Origin of the sequence: Chryseobacterium sp. Marseille-Q3244 (assembly GCF_940807095.1) — a bacterium.
Lineage (GTDB): Bacteria > Bacteroidota > Bacteroidia > Flavobacteriales > Weeksellaceae > Chryseobacterium.
Genome location: NZ_CALNWX010000002.1, coordinates 164,663 through 182,773, shown reverse-complemented (window position 1 = coordinate 182,773; position 18,111 = coordinate 164,663). Strand labels below are relative to the sequence as shown.

Genomic DNA, 18,111 nt, shown 5'->3' with positions numbered 1-18,111 from the left:
TTAGCTTTTAATCACATGGCAAATTTCCGATATCTGATCCGTAAAAAACTTAAACTGGTTTAAGAACGTAATTTTGCTTTGATTTCACTTAAATATTCCGGAGTAAAACCAAGAAACGAAGCGATAAGATATTGGGGAATCCGTTGAATAAACCAAGGATATAATGTACTGAAATGAACGTACAACTCTTCTCGTGAATATTCAGTCAGATACCGAAGTTTCCTTTCGGAAGCCGCATAGGCTCTCTGATAAATAATTCTGAAATATTTTTCCATCACAGGATGTTTTTCCAGTAATAGTTCCTGGCTTTTAAAATCAATAACAAGAATAATAGACTTTTCCACAGACTGAATATTAAAATCTGTCTGCAACTGTCTTTCATAAGCAAACGTATCTGTGATCCACCAGTTTTCAATAGCAAACTGAGTGGTATGCTCTACTCCTTTTTCATTAATAAAATACTTTCTCAGACAACCTTCCACCACAAAATACATGTTTCGACAAATCTCACCTTCCAACATCAGACTTTGCTTCTTCTTCACCTTCAATACTTCGAAGAATGAAAAAATTGAAAGATACTCTTCGTCTGTTACCGTAATGAATTTATTTAAATGTGCCTTGAAATTATCCATCTTTAGAATTGAATACTCAAACTTAACTTTATTTTTTTAGTTTTACAATGACAAAATATGAAATCATGGAACTCGTTGCTAAAATCCTTATCGCAGTCGTTGCACTGGAACATCTCTATATTCTTTGGATGGAAATGTTTGCATGGGAAACCAAAGGAAAAGAAGTTTTCAAGGCTGCTCTTCCTCCGGAAATGTTTAAGCCCACTAAAGGATTGGCTGCCAACCAGGGATTGTATAATGGTTTTCTGGCTGCCGGGCTGATCTGGTCTTTTCTGATTAAAGATCCGCAATGGCAGGATAATATTGCATTATTCTTTTTAATTTGTGTGGCTGTAGCAGGTATTTATGGTGCTATTTCTGCTACGAAGAAAATATTTTTTGTTCAAGCATTGCCTGCAATATTGGCAATTCTTGCTGTTTTACTGAAGTAATTCTACTCATCATAGGGTACAGATTTTTCTACAAAAAATCTGCACAATCAAAACTCTCTAATCTTTAGTGACAGGGGTAAAACTCCTATGAATATATCATTCTATAATCACACTCAAAACCAGCTTTTTAGACTCCAAAAAATCCATTTAAAATAAAATTCGTAAATTTGCAACGTCGTAAAAAACTGATATACAGGTTTTTTATAATGATCCGCATTTTGATGAAATGTAGGAATTCAAGTTGTTCTGTACACATATCTTTTATTACCTCATCAGTAATTTAATTGTAGAATCCATGTAAAAGATTTACCTCTTTTTACACATGACACTCTTTTTCTAGAGTAAAATCTATTGAAATATTTAAAATAAACATAAGGCCACGGGGCTTTATGCTATTATTTTTTTGCTAAAAGCTTTTATCATTATAAGCTCAGCAGATTATTTTGTACGCTCATCACAAAAGAACAACATCAAAGTTAAATGTTTAATCATGTAATTATATACAATATTGTGTATCAATTATTAATTAAAAAATTCTGAATATGGAAAAAAATGAAAACGGTAGAAAAGTAAAACTTAAAGTTGAAGATCTGACGATTATTTTTGGTAAAAACAAAGAAAAAGCACAGGAACTTTTAGACAAAGGTTTTTCCAAAAAGGAAATTCTAGAAAAAACAGGTTGCACTGTAGGAATCAACAAAGCGAGTTTTGAGATCTATGAGGGTGAATTCTTTGTCATCATGGGGCTGTCCGGAAGCGGAAAATCTACCTTACTGCGTTGTCTTAACAGACTGAATGAACCTACTTCAGGTAAAGTATATATCAATGATGATAATATTACCGGTAAAAACAATAAAGAACTTCTGGAAGTAAGAAGAACGGAAATGAGTATGGTATTTCAAAAATTTGGTTTACTGCCTCATCACAATATCTTAGATAATGCAGGTTTCGGACTTGAAATCAGAGGAGAAAGTAAAGCTTCCCGCGATGAAAAAGCACAGAAAGCTCTGGATATTGTTGGATTAAACGGTTTCGAAAATCAGTATCCTTCCCAACTTTCGGGAGGAATGCAACAGAGAGTAGGATTAGCAAGAGCTTTGGCCAACGATCCGGAAGTATTGCTTATGGATGAAGCTTTCTCCGCGCTGGATCCTTTGATAAAATCTGAAATGCAGGACCAAATGCTGGAGTTGCAAAACACTTTACAAAAAACCATTGTATTTATTACCCATGACCTCGACGAAGCCATTAAAATTGGAGACCGTATCGTCATTATGAAAGATGGAGTCATAGAACAAATAGGAACTGCCGAAGATATTTTAACCAACCCTGCAAGCGATTATGTAAAAGCATTTGTAGAGAAAGTAGACCGTAAAACAATTATTACCGCCAGATCTTTGATGTTCGATAAAGCTACAGTGGTGCGTTTTAGAAAAGATGGCCCGGAAGGAGCCTTACGAAAAATGAGAGCAACAGGATTAGAAAACCTGCCCGTTGTAGATTTTCAAAATAAATTTCTTGGTTTTGTAACGCTTAATGATGTTGTCAGAATTGCCAAAAAGAAAGAACCTACAGTAGAATCTATTATCAACAATAATGTACCTTCAGTTTATCCCGAGGTTACGGTAGAAGAAATGTTACCATTAATTTCAGGAAGTAAATCGGCCATTGCTGTTGTAGATGAAAACAATAAATTTTTAGGCCTTGTTACCCAACTTTCTCTTGTCATAGAAGCTACCAAATTTAACGAAGAAGAAATCATTGAATTAAAAGAAATCGCAAACAATCAATAAGATGAATAAAATTATAGATATAGGTCAATATGTAGAAACTGCAATCAATTGGCTCACAGAAAATGGAAAACCTGTATTTGATGTCATAAAACATGGAGGAAACGCCTCTATCATGGGGATTGAATGGGTACTTATAAATACTCCATTTTATGTAATCATCCTCTTCATTACACTTTTAGCATTGTGGAAAGCCGGGAAAGGTATCGCCATTGTTACGGCAGCAGGATTAAGCCTGATATTTTTGATGGGATTATGGAAAGAAACCATGGAAACGCTGGCACTTATCTTCGTAGCAACCATTACTGCCCTTATCCTTTCTATCCCTCTGGGAATTTTAGCTGCCAAAAACAAGATTGCCGCAAAAATTATTCGTCCTTTATTGGATTTAATGCAAACCATGCCTGCATTCGTTTACCTGATTCCTGCGGTACTGTTTTTCAGCATCGGAAAAGTGCCCGGCGCTTTTGCAACAATCATTTTTGCAATGCCTCCAGCGGTACGTTTAACAACATTGGGAATAGAATCTGTACCGAAAGATATTGTAGAAGCAGCACGTGCTTTTGGAGCAACCAACCGTCAGATCCTATTTAAAGTGGAACTTCCTCTGGCCATGAAAACTATTTTAACAGGGATCAATCAAACCATCCTGTTATCTCTTTCTATGGTTGTGATTGCCGGAATGATCGCCGCAGGTGGTCTGGGTGAGAAAGTACTGGAAGGAATTAATAATCTGGATATCGGATTAGGATTTGAAAGCGGATTATCCGTTGTCATTTTAGCCATTATCCTCGACAGGATTACCCAAGGATTTGTAAAGAAAAAACAATAAGATGAAACAATTAAAATATCTATTTTTTCCCATTTTAATGATCCTATTTGGTTCATTAAATTCATGTGGAAATATAAAAAACTCCAAATATATTACCATAGGAATGGTAGATGGCTGGGCAGAAGATGTGGCGATGACGCATGTAGCTAAAGCAATTTTGGATCAACAAGGCTATCATGTCATTATTCAAAAAGCCTCTACAGATATGATTCTGGCTTCCATGAACAATGAAGACACAGACCTTTTCATGGGAGTTTGGCTTCCTTACACCCATGCTAAAAAACTGGCCAAATTTCCGGGATTAACACATCTTGGAACCAATTATAACAATGGTCGTATAGGATTGGTAGTTCCCGAATATGTTTCCATTCAGTCTATTGAAGAACTTAACCAGCATCAGGAACAGTTCAGTCACAGAATCATTGGGATTGAAAAGGGCGCAGGATTGACAACAGGAACAGATAAAGCTATTGTTGATTATAAACTGGATTATCAACAGATCAACTCCTCTACCATTGCCATGATCACCGAATTACAGAACGCCATACAGCGTAAACAATGGATTGTGGTAACAGGATGGCAGCCTCACTGGATGTTTGGTAAAATGAAGCTTAAGTTTCTTGACGATTCCAAAAAGATATTTGGTGAAGCGGAACAGATTAAAACCTATTCAAGAAAAAGCTTTGGTACAGATCATCCGGAACTGGCAACATTCTTTTCTAACCTCCATTTTGATGATGAAACGATGTCTGATCTTTTAATCCAAATGGAACAGAGTAAAAATAAAGAAGCCACTGCACAAAAATGGGTGGAAGAACATGCTGAACTGGTCAATACATGGTTAGATAAAAAGTAATTTAGAAAATCATGTATGATAACTAAAAATCCTCAACTCTACTGAGTCTGAGGATTTTTTATTGCTCTTTTACGATCCTGAAGTAGTCATGGACTCCTTAATCTTCTCTCTATGAAGTATTCCCCAGTTTACCAGTGTCTCCGTTACCGGAAATACTGATTTTCCATATTCCGTCACTGCATAAGTCACTGTAATCGGTTTTGTATCCTGTATTGTTCTTGTAATCAGAAGATTCGTTTCCAGTTCTTTCAGTTCTTTGCTCAGCATTTTAGCAGAAATTCCATCAATGCCACGCTCAAGTTTTTTAAAATGAATCTGCTGATCGGTTCTGTTGGTCAGATATCTGAGAATCATCAATTTCCATTTTCCACCCAGAACATCCAAACTATCACGCATGGCGAATAATTCCTCCGTACAGGTCGCTTCTCTTTCGGTTCCGTTTTCAATAATTTTTGCCATAATAGTTTCATCAAGGTAACTAGTTACCATTTGTTAACTACTAGCAAATATAAACTATTCCCGTTTTACATTTGTACATCAAATTAACAATATGAAAGCAGTTATTTTAAATAAAGATTTTAAACTTGAAGAGGGTTTTACAGAAAAACCTCAACCCCAAAACAATGAAGTATTGATTCAGATCAAGGCAAGTGGCTTCAATCCTATCGATTATCAGATGCTGGAAAATGAATTGGAAAGAAAGTTAATCAGTTCACCTATATTAGGAAGGGAATTATCTGGAATTATTGTAGAAAAAGGAGCTGATGTTACTCAATTCAACATTGGAGATGAAGTATTCTGTGGCAGTGGCTCTATGGGAAGCAATGGGACTTATGCAGAATACATTTCTGTTCCGGAAGCCATTGTTTCGCTCAAACCTAAAAATATTTCCTTCGAACAGGCAGCTTCTATTCCATCCGCAGGTTTAACTTCTTTACAAATTTTTAAACGATTAAAATTACAGCCGCAACAAACGATTCTTATCACAGGTGCTGCCGGAGGAGTAGGTTCTTTTTTACTTAAGATTTTATTAGCTCATCATATTGAGAACTTTATTGCAACGGTTGGAAGTGAAGAAAATAGACAAATGCTTTTGAGCCTGGGGGTAAAAGACCATCAAATCGTTAATTATAAAGAAGAAAACCTTATAGACAATATTTTAAAGGCCAATCACCATCAAACTTTTGATATCGGAATTGATCTGGTAGGAAATTATATGGCTGAAGTCACAGCTGAAGTATTAAAAATCAATGGTACTTATGTAGATGTCACTGCTCTTGTCACCAAGGAAGCTCATGAACTTCTTTTCAACAAAGGAACTGTAATAATGAATATCTCCAATTACACCTACGGCATGGCTAAACAATATGATTATTATAAAAACAGTTTAGAGGAAATTACAAAACTTATTGAAAATGGTTCCATCGTTCCATCACAACATAAAATAATAGGTAATCTTTCTTTGGAAACTGTTCTAGAGGCACACTCCATTCTTAAAAATAACCAGACTCAAGGTCATAAACTTATCATGAAAAACTCGTAATCAATGAACCAAATACCAAGACGCATCGTAACAGGAATTAAAGACGGAAAATCCATCATTGCAGAAGATCAACAGGTAGAAAATGCCATAGAACATTTCCCTGGACTCATTATTTCAGATATCTGGAATACTCAAACAACTCCTGCAAGCCTGGATCATGAAACAAGAATTCCCAATACCGGATTTCCACAAACACCCAAAAACGTCCTATTTCCGATATGTAGTAATCCCTCCTGATAAAGATCTCGGCGTCGAATTCAAAAAAGGAGAACCTCATCCTATGATGCACCAGACACCAACATTAGATTATATTATCATCCTTTCCGGTGAACTTTATTTGATGATGGAAGAAGGAGAAACCCTACTCAAACCTGGAGATATTGTCATACAAAGAGGAACAAACCATGCATGGAGTAACCGTTCTGATGAACCTTGTATACAACTGGCTGTTCTGATAGATGCGAGTGAAAATATTGATTAAAGATTATTTTTCCCACGGATCACACAGATTTTCACAGATGAAAAAGGTCTGCGTAATCTGTGAGAGCCTTAATTCTTGTTGGAAATCGCAAAGAGACAAGAAAATCTAAAATTTTAGGCAATATATTTGGCCACGAATGCACGAATAAATAATTCTAATATATTTCAAAAAACTATGTGCCTATGGGGTAAAAATTATTAAACCACATAAGCACATAGATCTTATTCGTGAAGTTCTGCAAGTATCATTTTATTCGTGCATTCGTGGCATTTAAATAAGCAGCATGCAAATTTTATCGCAGATAAAACCCTGACGCCTTAAATACAACGCTTCAGAACTTTACATCTTAGCAATTTTCAACATACTACAAAGCCGAAATCTCCTTCAATTTTTGTTTCATTTTTTCAGGAGACAATAATCCTTCCTGATAATACACCAAATTCTGATTCTTATCCAGGAAAATCCACAGCGGATAAACTGGCTGTTCCTTGTTTTTTGACAATGCCAACGCCAGTTCATGAATCCCGGAATTACCATTGGATAAATATTCAAATTCCTGTCCTTGAAAATTGATCTTTTCTTTTGTTTTTTCAGCCTCAAAATGGATCAGATAAAAATTGTTATTCATCATTTCGACTAACTCTTTATCCTTATTCAAACGAAAAGATTCGATTTTACAGACCGAACACCAATCCGTATATAGATGAATTACAACAGGTTTTGGAGAATCTTTTTGTAAACGTTCTAGTTCAGAAAAAGTCCCTGTCTTCATCTGAGACAAATAAAGACAGGGCACAAACATTAAAAATAAAATAAAAGGTCTCATTTTAGGGTATATTTCACTCCCAGGAACCCTCTGATACGTTGCATTGGAGCATATCCATAAGCGGTATCGAAAGTATAATGATTGGGATTGCTGACCGGATCATCAACATGTTTATCAAAGGGGTCAAAAGGCCTCATCAGAGGGTCTTTAGGAGTAAAGTTGAATAAGTTTTTAATGCCACAATAAACTTCAAATCCGGATTTAAAGCTCTTTGAAACCTGAATATTAGCCAACGAATAAAATGGTGAATATTCAGGACGGAAGTCATTAGGCAAAACCGGAAGTCTCATAGGCCCATAAAACTGTCCTGTGAAATCTACCGTCAGATTACTAGGAAATTTATAGGTCAGGTTATAGGTTCCACTCCATTTTGGAGCATGCAGTTGCTGTGTTTTTTGATTTTCATCATCATATTTCTGATAAACATCAAGATAGGTTACTCCTACATTGACACTTAAAGGAAATGAAAAACTGAAATCTACATTCAATGAAGCACCTCTGGAAATTCCATATCCATGAAGATTATCATAAATGATTTTATTCGGATCAGAATCGAAATCACCAACAATTTTATTACTGAAATAGGTATAGAAAGCCGAAGCATCAAGATTCACCATTCGGGTTCCCACAGGAATTTTCCAGATATAGTTCAAATTTCCGTTCACAGATCTTTCAGGTTGCAGATCTGATTTCACTACCACTTCTCTGGAACCGGTCAGCGCAGCATGATCCTCTGTAAAAAGATTCACAACTCTGAACCCTGTTCCGAAGTTGAATCTCAATGTATGATACGGATTCGGCGAGAATTTCCATGCAAATCTTGGAGAATGTATGGAGTGATGCACTTTATCGTAATCATAACGGTATCCTAATAACAAAGTATTTTTATCATTAATCTCCCATTGGTCCTGAACAAATGCCCCCCAGATCGGGGACTTCATGGGTGCATTGGTTATGCCATCTGATGCCAGAGTTCCCGGAGTATTATCATCATAAAAAGTTCTTTTAAAAGTTATCCCGGCTGTAATATCATGTTTTCCAAAACTTCTATCCCAATACGTTTGTACAAAAGCTACTTTCTGAAGAGCATTGAACGGATTAGATCCGTAAAAAGAATTCTGGTCATGATAATTATAGGAAAACTGAGTCACGATATGCTCCTTCATCGGCCATTCATACAACCCGAAAATTTCCGCTCTGTTGGTATAAATACTTTCTCCATACACTTCATCACTACCACGGAAAGATTTATTCCACTGCATTTCACCTCCAAAACGGTCTTCATAAAGATATCTCATCGCAAGACTCGCCTGTCGGTTATCTTTTCTTTTAAAATTCCATTTGTTAAAAATAGAAATTCTGTCCTGTAAAGTAGAATCTGTAAAATTGTCTTTATTCTGATCTATCCTTTCCTTAAAACTGAAATAATTTAAACTTAATAAGGAAGCTACATTCTTTCCAAGATTAAATTTTGTAGAAAGGTCAAGGTTATTTTCAGCCCATGTACTGGTCATCATATCTACACTTAGCTTTGGAGCCGTTAAAGCATTTTTAGTAATAATATTAATCACTCCCCCCATTGCTTCAGAGCCATAAATAGAAGATGCCGGACCTTTTACCACTTCTATTCTGTCTACCAAACTGTTGGGAATTCCACTCAATCCATATACGGTAGAAAGTGAACTTACGATGGGCATTCCATCAATCAGGATCATGGTATAAGGCCCTTCCAAACCATTGATATGAATATCTCCGGTGTTACATACAGAACAGTTCAACTGTGGTTTTACTCCATTTACCATACTGATGGCTTCAAAAATACTTGGAGTAGGATTTTTCTGAAAAAATTTCTGACTGTAGATCTCAACCGCCACCGGGCTTTTGGATCTGCTCATTGGTTTTATAGTTCCGGTTACCACTACATCCTCAATAGTACTTGTTTTGATCTCTTTTTTGAAAACCCTTGCAGAATCTGTGTTTTTATGTTGATTTAAATTTAAACTGTCTGTCTCCTGGGCAAAACAATAAGAGGATAAAAAAGTAATAGAAAATAATATTCGCTTCATGAAATTAAAATTGTTAGACAAATCTAACAATTATTTTTGAATTACAAAACTTGCCAGTAAATATTTGATTGAGCCAATTCATGAAAAATGATTAAATTTGAGAAACTACATATGAAAGTAAAATGAGATATCATCTATCGGGAAACATCCCACAAAAAAGGCATACCGTCTTTAAATCTCCGGAAGATAAATTTTACTATGAACAGCTTTTCGGAACCGAAGGTTTTCATGGGATCTCTTCTCTATTGTACCATATTCACCGCCCTACACAGATCAAATCAATCGGGGAACCGAAGGATGTAACTCCAAAAATTGCGGTGGAGAAAAACATTACGCCAAGAATGTTCAAAGGAATGAATGTCACTCCTGAAGACGATTTCATGGACAGCCGTAAGATCCTTTTGATGAATAACGATCTGAAAATGGGATTGGCAAAGCCAAGAAAATCGATGGATTATTTCTACAAAAATGCAGAATGCGACGAGCTTTTATTCGTCCATGAAGGAACCGGAATTTTGAAAACATTTGTGGGAGATCTTGAATTTGGTGTTGGTGACTATCTTATTATTCCAAGAGGAACCATTTATCAGGTAGAATTACAGTCTGAAAACACCGTATTCTTCGTATTGGAAAGCCACTCTCCTATTTACACACCCAAGAGATACAGAAATGAATTCGGGCAGCTTTTAGAACATTCTCCGTTTTGTGAAAGAGACATTATTGCTCCTTCTTTTAAAGAACCTAAAGATGAAAAAGGAGAATTTTTAATTAAAGTAAAAAAGGAAAACCAGATCACAGACTTTATTTATGCTACTCATCCATTTGATGTGGTAGGCTGGGACGGATATTTCTATCCTTATAAGTTTAATATCAAAAATTTTGAACCTATTACAGGAAGAATCCATCAACCGCCACCGGTTCATCAGAATTTTGAAGCGCATAATTTTGTAGTATGCTCTTTCTGTGCAAGAATGTATGATTACCATCCAATGGCTATTCCTGCACCTTATAACCACTCCAATATTGATTCCGATGAGGTATTATTCTATACGGAAGGTGATTTTATGAGCCGTAATCATATCGATTTAATGGACTTCACTCTTCATCCGGGAGGAATCGTTCATGGTCCTCACCCGGGAGCTATGGAAAGAAGTATCGGGAAAAAATTTACGGAGGAATACGCGGTAATGGTTGACCCTTTCCGTCCTTTAAAAATTACGGAAGAAGCTTTAAAAGTGGAAGATCCGTCTTACAAAACTTCATGGTTGGAATAAAACAGTAGAAGATCTTTTCTCTTATTAAGAAAAACTATTACTGAATACATATAAAAGCTGCTTTAAATCCTTTATTTAAAGCAGCTTTTTTCGTAAATTTGTGAGGTATGGTTCACATATGGCCATCATTATTTTTCATATCGCATCCTAAGTAATGGTGGTTTAATAAAAATCAATATTACATGTTAGAAAGAATCAGATTAGAAAGTCTACACGAAAAGGTAACTACGGCTGAAAATGCTGTAAAAATGATTAAAGACGGTATGACCATAGGGTCCAGCGGCTTTACAAAAGCAGGTGACAGCAAAGCCATTTTGCCGGCACTTGCGGAAAGAGGAAAAACAGAAGATCTTAAAGTCACTTTAATGACCGGAGCTTCATTGGGACACGGCACAGACGGAAAGCTGGCAGAAGCCAATGTCTTAAAAAAAAGAATGCCCTTCCAGGTAGACCCTACTTTAAGAAATAAAATCAATAAAGGTGAAATTCTTTTCATCGATCAGCATTTAAGTGAAAGTGCCGAACTTCTACACACCAAAAATCTTCAAAGCATTGATGTAGCCATTATTGAGGCTGCTTATATCGAAAGAGACGGAAGTATTGTCCCTACCACTTCAGTAGGAAATTCAGTGACCTTTGCTGCTTTGGCTAAAAAAGTGATTATTGAAATCAATACGGAAGTTCCGGAAGAAGTATACGGAATCCACGATATTTACCAGGCTGAAGATTATCCTTACAGAAATGTAATTCCTATCGTAGCTCCATGGAATAAAATCGGAAGAAAAAGTATTCCTGTAGATCCCAATAAAATTGAAGCAATTGTTTTCACCAATCTTAAAGACAGTCCTGCAGATATTGCAGAACCGGATGAGAAAACGACAGCCATCGCCAAACACCTTCTCGCCTTCTTTGAAAATGAAGTCCAGCTAGGACGTCTCACAGACAGATTACTTCCTCTTCAGGCAGGCATCGGAAAAGTAGCTAATGCTGTACTTACAGGATTTAAGGATAGTAATTTTTATGACTTAACAATGTTTTCCGAAGTACTTCAGGACAGCACCTTTGACCTGATAGATTCTGGTAAATTAAGTTTTGCTTCTGCATCATCTATTACGGTTTCCAAAGAATGTTATGAAAGAGTTTTAGGAAACCTTTCAAAATATAAAGATAAGTTTGTTTTAAGACCTCAGAATATTTCCAATACTCCAGGATTGATCAGAAGATTAGGAGTAATTGCCATCAACACTGCTATTGAATTTGACATCTACGGAAATGTAAACTCTACCCATATTGGCGGCACAAAAATCATGAATGGAATCGGAGGTTCCGGAGACTTTGCAAGAAATGCTTACTTAAGTATTTTTGTAACCCAGGCAGCATCCAAAGGCAACAATATTTCCCACGTGCTTCCAATGGTTTCTCACACAGACCATACAGAACATGATGTTGATATTCTGGTTACTGATGTAGGACTGGCTGATTTAAGAGGATTAGCCCCAAGAGAAAGAGCTCAGAAAATTATTGATAACTGTGTTCATCCTGATTACAGAGAAGAACTGCAATCTTATTTTGACAGAGCCTGTGAACGTGGAGGACATACGCCTCATCTTCTGGAAGAAGCCTTCAGCTGGCATTTACGGTTCTCAGAAACCGGAAGTATGAAGCAGGAAGTAGCAGCCGAAGTTTCCAATTAAGAATTTTATATTTCAATTGAACCTTATAAAAGGACCAGATGTTATTCATTTGGTCCTTTATTTTTTATTAAATTTATAAGATCCATTAATATGATAAAAGTCTTTTAATCTCCTTTATAAGATTTGAAATAAATAGGGATATAAAGACTATCTTTGAGAGAGGTTAGGCATTTTATGAAATAGAAATTAGTCAGGAATTTTATAATAAAAAAGATAAAATATGAATAATTACATCAGCGCAGAAGAAGCGATATATACGATAAAAAGCGGTAACCGTGTATTTTTCCACGGCAGCGCATGTACTCCCAATTATCTGATTGATGAACTGGCAAGACAAGCTCACAGGTTAGACAAGGTAGAAATGGTTTCTATTACCCAACAAGGAAATATAGAAATTGCAAAACCTGAGTATAAAGACAAATTCTTTGTCAATTCCTTATTCGTATCTACGCCGGTTCGTGATGCTGTAAATTCAGACAGAGGAGACTTTGTTCCTGTATTTTTAAGTGAAATTCCTATTTTATTCAGAAAGAATATACTCCCACTGGATGTGGCTTTAGTAACCGTTTCACCACCAGATAAACATGGTTTCTGTACATTGGGAACATCTGTAGACATTGCAAGAGCTGCTGTAGATACCGCGAAAATTATTGTTGCATTGGTTAATCCAAGAATGCCCAGAACTCATGGGGACGGAATGATTCACATCAGTAGAATCCATAAACTGGTTTGGCATGAAGAAGAACTTCACACCGTGGATTATAGTTCAAAAGTTGGCCCTGAAGAAATGCTGGTAGGGAAAAATGTAGCGGAACTTATTGAAGACCGTTCTACCCTACAAATGGGTATAGGAACGATTCCTGATGCTGTTTTACAATGTTTGCATAACCATAAAGACCTTGGTATCCACACCGAAATGCTAAGTGATGGAGTCATAGACCTGATTCAGGATGATGTAATCAATAATAAATATAAAGGCTACAACGACAATAAAACCATTACCAGCTTCTGTTTTGGAACCAGAAAATTGTATGATTATGTGGATGACAACACTGTTTTTGCTTTCAGAGATGTGAGTGAGGTCAACTTCCCGATCAATATCATGAAGAATAAAAAACTGGTAGCCATCAACTCTGCCATTGAAATTGACCTTACCGGACAGGTATGCGCAGACTCTATCGGAACATTGCAATATAGTGGTATTGGTGGTCAAATGGATTTCATGCGTGGGGCTGCATTAAGTGAAGATGGAAAGCCTATCATTGCCATCACTGCAAGAACGAAAAAAGGAGTCTCAAGGATTGTTCCTTTTTTGAAACAAGGGGCAGGTGTAGTCACTACAAGAGGCCATATCCATTATGTTGTTACAGAATACGGTACTGCTTATCTATATGGGAAAAACCTTCGCCAGAGAGCGCAGGAGCTGATTAGCATTGCCCATCCTGATGACAGAGAGATGCTTGAAAAAGCGGCTTTCGAAAGGTTTAAACACTGATAATCAATTAATAATATATTTTAACTTCAATTTTTATTTAGAGTTTTAAAAAATATCTTTAACTTATACCAATAAAACATAAAAAAGCCTTAATATTTTGGCAATGTTTTTGATAAAAATCTTTTTAAAACAAGGAAATTGAAGACTATATATAATTCGATACGAGAAGAAGTTGTAAAGCATTCGAAGGTAAGGAATTCTGTTTTGGGGAATGTGAGTGAATGGAAGAGAAGCCATTATATTATTCTTTCCGAAATCATTAAAGATGAGCTATCTGAAGCTGAAGAACTTAAAGGAGGTAAAAAATTTGAAATCGGAAGCACGATCTCACACGTTACGCTGCAGCGTTTTTTTGAAAATGATTACCAGGACAAAACCCACAGTGATTTAAGATTCTTAAAAACACTAGATAAAATATGCATTTTTCTGGGCTATAAAGACCTTAATGATTATATCCTTTCCATAAGACATAAGAAAAAGGATCAGACCGAAACCGACGACTTGTCGTTCATGACCAGCTTGGTATATGACTACTGTGCCATCGCTTTCGAATTCTGCAAACAGTTTCCCAATCATAATACTGAGCTTTTTAAAGATTTGGTATTTGATGATTCTCCATTCCTGGAAAGAGTTTCACAATTCAGTAAAGAGCTCTGCGACAAAGACTTTCAGTTGGTAACCAAAAACAATCGTTCTAACTATGAAGTTTTTGATATTCATGTGGTTACAGATGAACCGAATAAAAAAATTCTGGAATCTCAAGAATTCTGGAATCTGCTATTTAAAGTTGGAGAAAGCGGAGAAGAACATTTTGTAAACCAGCTCAGTACACAGATTTATTTTTTCAAGAAAATAGATAATACCTGGAAGATCTGGGACAACTATAATCCGGATGCAGGAATGCTCAACAGAAAGATAGAAACGATATAACATAAGAAAGCCGCAGATGATCTCTGCGGCTTTCATGTTCGAAATATTTTTTTCTCACTTGTTTTTTGTTCTACAAATGTACTCAGCTTATTTCGAACTTAAGAAACTTAAATATACTTAAGTGAACACTTCTTACACTTTATGTTAAATATATTCAATGAATCAGCCGTAATATTTTCGCTATATCCAAGAATTTTGTAATTTGCATACCAATAAAATAAAAGTAAAAGAGAAAATATGTCAACACTTACATTTGCCGAGAAAATTGCTCAAGCAGAGAATTTCTTACCAATTAATGGTACAGATTATATTGAGTTTTATGTAGGAAATGCAAAACAGGCTGCCCATTATTACAAAACCGCTTTCGGTTTTCAGTCTGTAGCATATGCGGGTCCTGAAACAGGAGTAAGAGACCGCGCATCTTATGTGCTTCAACAGGGAAAAATCAGATTGGTACTTACAACAGGGCTTACCTCTGAATCTCCTATCAGCGAACACGTAAAAAAACATGGTGACGGAGTAAAAATTTTGGCACTTTGGGTAGATGATGCATATGCAGCTTTCGAAGAAACAACTAAAAGAGGAGGAAAACCTTATTTAGAGCCTGTAACTTTAACTGATGAGCATGGTGAAGTAAGAATGTCCGGTATCTATACGTACGGAGAAACTGTTCACATGTTTGTGGAAAGAAAAAATTACAATGGAGCTTTCATGCCTGGATATGAAAAATGGGAAAGTGACTACCGACCTGAGGAAGCTGGTTTATTGTATGTAGACCACTGTGTAGGAAACGTAGACTGGAACAGAATGATCCCTACTGTGGAATGGTATGAAAAAGTAATGGGATTTGTGAACATCCTTTCTTTTGATGACAAGCAGATCAACACAGAATATTCTGCATTGATGTCTAAAGTAATGTCAAACGGAAATGGATTTGCAAAATTCCCGATCAACGAACCTGCAGAAGGTAAAAAGAAGTCTCAGGTAGAAGAATACCTTGATTTCTACGAGGGAGAAGGAGTACAACACATTGCTGTTGCTACCAAAGACATTATTCATACGGTAACTGAACTTAAAAAACGTGGTGTAGAGTTTCTTTCTGCTCCACCAGAGGCTTATTACGATATGGTTCCTCAAAGAGTAGGTCATATTGATGAAGATCTTAAGAAACTTCAAGACTTAGGTATACTTATTGATCATGATGAAGAAGGATATCTGTTACAGATTTTTACTAAGCCTGTAGAAGACCGTCCTACTCTATTCTTCGAAATCATTGAAAGACATGGTGCACAGAGTTTTGGTGCCGGAAATTTCAAAGCATTGTTCGAAGCATTAGAAAGAGAACAGGAGAGAAGAGGAAATCTTTAATTTTACAACCAGAAATAGTAAGTTTTGTCAGGATGCAAAGTTCTGACAAAACTTTTTTATAAAACACAGCATAATGAGAAAACTTTTAATTGGAATTTTATTCTTTGGAACCTTAGGTGTAAAAGCACAATATGGATCACTGAATGCAATTCTGGACAGACTTGAAGCAAGAAGAGGTATCAATCAAAATCTTGAAAAGGTAGATATCAACAACAAAAAGTTTGTTTTCATTAAAGATGAAGCAGACCACACAGAAAGAGATTTTATTGTTATTAAAGGAAGTAATGCAACCTATGTAGAGGTTTTTGATGATAAATCTACGGGGGAAAGCAGTTCTAATGTCTTTACCGGTGATATTATCCGAAAAAAGAACATCGTTTCTTTACGAGCGGATATGCTTGAGGGCAAAAAGGTCCCGATGCCTGTCACAAAAACACTTTTGCTTACCCAACAGGACAATATTCTCTATCTTATCGATATCAATACCAGAGACCGATGGATTGATGAAGCTTCTTACTCAAAAAAGGCAAAATAAACATCTTGGGGAAAGTTTCTCGGGATGATATTTTAATCTAACTAAAATCTAAACTTATGAAATCATTTGTAGACTATTCCTCAAATTCGGATTTTTCTATATATAATATTCCTTTTGGAGTCGCAGTATTCAATAAAGAATATATCGGATGCTGTACAAGAATCGGAGATCAGGTTATTGATCTTGCTACCCTTTATGATCTTGGCTATTTTGAAGATATCGAAGGATTGGATGACAATGTTTTTGAAGCCTATACCATCAACGAATTTATCGAATTGGGTAAACCTGTTACCAATGCTGTTCGTACAAAGATTCAGGCATTATTACAGGAAGGTTCGGCATTGTCAAAAGACCAGAAAACAATTGAAGAGGCTTTCTATGATCTTGATAAAGTAAAAATGATGATGCCGGTTCATATTCCAAACTATACAGACTTCTACAGCAGCATTGAACATGCTACCAACGTAGGAAAAATGTTCCGTGATCCTGCCAATGCCTTACTTCCTAACTGGAAACATTTACCGGTAGGTTACCACGGAAGAGCTTCATCTATTGTTGTTTCCGGAACAGACATTAACCGTCCTAAAGGTCAGACAAAACCAGCTGATGCAGATAAACCTGTTTTTGGGCCTAGTAAACAATTGGATTTTGAATTGGAAATGGCTTTCATCATCAACAAAAATACGGAGATGGGAGAAAGTATTTCTACTAAAGATGCTGAAGATGCTATCTTCGGAATGGTAGTATTTAACGACTGGTCTGCGAGAGACATCCAATCATGGGAATATGTTCCACTTGGGCCATTCCTAGCGAAAAACTTCGGTTCATCTATTTCTCCATGGGTAGTTACCCTTGAAGCTTTGGAACCATTCAGAACCGCTTCTCCTACACAGGATCCTGAAGTTTTAGATTATTTAAAATTTGAAGGAGACAAAAACTACGATATCAACCTTGAAGTCTATATCCAGCCTGAAAATGGGGAACAAAATCTGATCTGCGAAAGTAACTACAAACATATGTACTGGAACATGACCCAACAATTGGCTCACCATACCGTAAATGGATGTAATGTAGAAGTTGGCGATATGTATGCAAGTGGAACAATTTCAGGAAGTGATCCAAAATCTTTTGGTTCTATGCTTGAATTAACATGGAGAGGTCAAAATCCTTTATCATTAAGCAACGGTGAAGAAAGAAAATTCATTGAAGATCGTGATACCGTTACCATGAAGGCATGGGCTGAGAAAGATGGTGTGAGAGTAGGTTTCGGTGAAGTTTCCGGTAAAATTATCCCAACACATTAATTAATTTAACCACAAAAGTCACAAAAGGATTTATAATTACACAGTCATATTTAA

Annotated in this window: 18 protein-coding genes; 14 read left to right on the top strand and 4 right to left on the bottom strand. The window is 36.2% G+C overall.

Annotated elements, in window-relative coordinates:
• Positions 1 to 59: 59 nt before the first annotated feature.
• Entirely contained in the window at positions 60 to 632 is a 573-nt protein-coding gene (locus NBX25_RS03940) for a Crp/Fnr family transcriptional regulator (protein ID WP_250252914.1), read from the bottom strand.
• Positions 633 to 697: 65 nt separating this feature from the next.
• Between NBX25_RS03940 and NBX25_RS03935 the strand changes: the two genes are divergently transcribed.
• The 4 genes from NBX25_RS03935 to NBX25_RS03920 all read left to right on the top strand — a co-directional run bounded on the left by NBX25_RS03935 (position 698) and on the right by NBX25_RS03920 (position 4,541).
• Positions 698 to 1,063 carry a DUF1304 domain-containing protein gene (locus NBX25_RS03935; RefSeq protein ID WP_123908766.1) on the top strand — a complete coding sequence of 122 codons (366 nt, stop codon included), beginning with the start codon at positions 698 to 700 and terminating at the stop codon, positions 1,061 to 1,063.
• 542 nt (positions 1,064 to 1,605) lie between these two features.
• Complete coding sequence (locus NBX25_RS03930) at positions 1,606 to 2,856, top strand: quaternary amine ABC transporter ATP-binding protein (RefSeq protein ID WP_123908767.1); 1,251 nt, start codon at positions 1,606 to 1,608, stop codon at positions 2,854 to 2,856.
• Between the two features lies 1 nt (position 2,857).
• A complete protein-coding gene (locus NBX25_RS03925; RefSeq protein WP_250252913.1) occupies positions 2,858 to 3,685 on the top strand; it encodes an ABC transporter permease in 828 nt (275 codons plus the stop codon).
• A 1-nt stretch (position 3,686) separates the two neighbouring features.
• A complete protein-coding gene (locus NBX25_RS03920) occupies positions 3,687 to 4,541 on the top strand; it encodes a glycine betaine ABC transporter substrate-binding protein (RefSeq protein ID WP_250252912.1) in 855 nt (284 codons plus the stop codon).
• 69 nt (positions 4,542 to 4,610) lie between these two features.
• On the opposite strand, the gene NBX25_RS03915 is transcribed toward NBX25_RS03920, so the two are convergent.
• Positions 4,611 to 5,000, bottom strand: coding sequence for a winged helix-turn-helix transcriptional regulator (locus NBX25_RS03915; protein ID WP_123911770.1), 390 nt, complete (start codon positions 4,998 to 5,000; stop codon positions 4,611 to 4,613).
• A 91-nt stretch (positions 5,001 to 5,091) separates the two neighbouring features.
• Here NBX25_RS03915 and NBX25_RS03910 point away from each other — a divergent pair, with 91 nt between their 5' ends.
• The 3 genes from NBX25_RS03910 to NBX25_RS03900 are packed head-to-tail and all read left to right on the top strand — an operon-like array spanning position 5,092 to position 6,565.
• Positions 5,092 to 6,084 carry an NADP-dependent oxidoreductase gene (locus NBX25_RS03910; RefSeq protein WP_250252911.1) on the top strand — a complete coding sequence of 331 codons (993 nt, stop codon included), beginning with the start codon at positions 5,092 to 5,094 and terminating at the stop codon, positions 6,082 to 6,084.
• Positions 6,085 to 6,087: 3 nt separating this feature from the next.
• Positions 6,088 to 6,321, top strand: a complete 234-nt coding sequence (locus tag NBX25_RS03905; RefSeq protein ID WP_250252910.1) for a hypothetical protein — start codon at positions 6,088 to 6,090, stop codon at positions 6,319 to 6,321.
• 43 nt (positions 6,322 to 6,364) lie between these two features.
• A complete protein-coding gene (locus NBX25_RS03900; protein ID WP_250252909.1) occupies positions 6,365 to 6,565 on the top strand; it encodes a cupin domain-containing protein in 201 nt (66 codons plus the stop codon).
• 364 nt (positions 6,566 to 6,929) lie between these two features.
• Here NBX25_RS03900 and NBX25_RS03895 read toward each other — a convergent pair whose 3' ends face one another.
• Both NBX25_RS03895 and NBX25_RS03890 read right to left on the bottom strand, forming a co-directional pair.
• Positions 6,930 to 7,337, bottom strand: coding sequence for a thioredoxin family protein (locus tag NBX25_RS03895; RefSeq protein WP_228412871.1), 408 nt, complete (start codon positions 7,335 to 7,337; stop codon positions 6,930 to 6,932).
• A gap of 50 nt (positions 7,338 to 7,387) precedes the next feature.
• A complete protein-coding gene (locus NBX25_RS03890; protein ID WP_250252908.1) occupies positions 7,388 to 9,457 on the bottom strand; it encodes a TonB-dependent receptor plug domain-containing protein in 2,070 nt (689 codons plus the stop codon).
• Positions 9,458 to 9,579: 122 nt separating this feature from the next.
• On the opposite strand from NBX25_RS03890, the gene NBX25_RS03885 reads away from it, so the two are divergent.
• From NBX25_RS03885 to fahA, 7 genes are all read left to right on the top strand, one after another.
• A complete protein-coding gene (locus tag NBX25_RS03885) occupies positions 9,580 to 10,731 on the top strand; it encodes a homogentisate 1,2-dioxygenase (RefSeq protein ID WP_123908773.1) in 1,152 nt (383 codons plus the stop codon).
• A 182-nt stretch (positions 10,732 to 10,913) separates the two neighbouring features.
• Entirely contained in the window at positions 10,914 to 12,425 is a 1,512-nt protein-coding gene (scpC, locus tag NBX25_RS03880; RefSeq protein WP_250252907.1) for a succinyl-CoA:acetate CoA-transferase ScpC, read from the top strand.
• 220 nt (positions 12,426 to 12,645) lie between these two features.
• The gene (locus NBX25_RS03875; RefSeq protein WP_123908775.1) at positions 12,646 to 13,920 is read left to right on the top strand and encodes an acetyl-CoA hydrolase/transferase family protein; all 1,275 of its coding nucleotides are present in this window, start codon (positions 12,646 to 12,648) and stop codon (positions 13,918 to 13,920) included.
• A gap of 138 nt (positions 13,921 to 14,058) precedes the next feature.
• Complete coding sequence (locus NBX25_RS03870; protein WP_123908776.1) at positions 14,059 to 14,850, top strand: hypothetical protein; 792 nt, start codon at positions 14,059 to 14,061, stop codon at positions 14,848 to 14,850.
• Positions 14,851 to 15,087: 237 nt separating this feature from the next.
• Positions 15,088 to 16,218 carry a 4-hydroxyphenylpyruvate dioxygenase gene (gene hppD, locus NBX25_RS03865; protein WP_123908777.1) on the top strand — a complete coding sequence of 377 codons (1,131 nt, stop codon included), beginning with the start codon at positions 15,088 to 15,090 and terminating at the stop codon, positions 16,216 to 16,218.
• Positions 16,219 to 16,291: 73 nt separating this feature from the next.
• On the top strand, positions 16,292 to 16,753 hold the full coding sequence (locus tag NBX25_RS03860) for a hypothetical protein (RefSeq protein WP_123859261.1): 462 nt from the start codon (positions 16,292 to 16,294) through the stop codon (positions 16,751 to 16,753).
• A gap of 56 nt (positions 16,754 to 16,809) precedes the next feature.
• Complete coding sequence (gene fahA, locus NBX25_RS03855; RefSeq protein WP_123908778.1) at positions 16,810 to 18,057, top strand: fumarylacetoacetase; 1,248 nt, start codon at positions 16,810 to 16,812, stop codon at positions 18,055 to 18,057.
• The last annotated feature ends 54 nt before the right edge of the window (positions 18,058 to 18,111 follow it).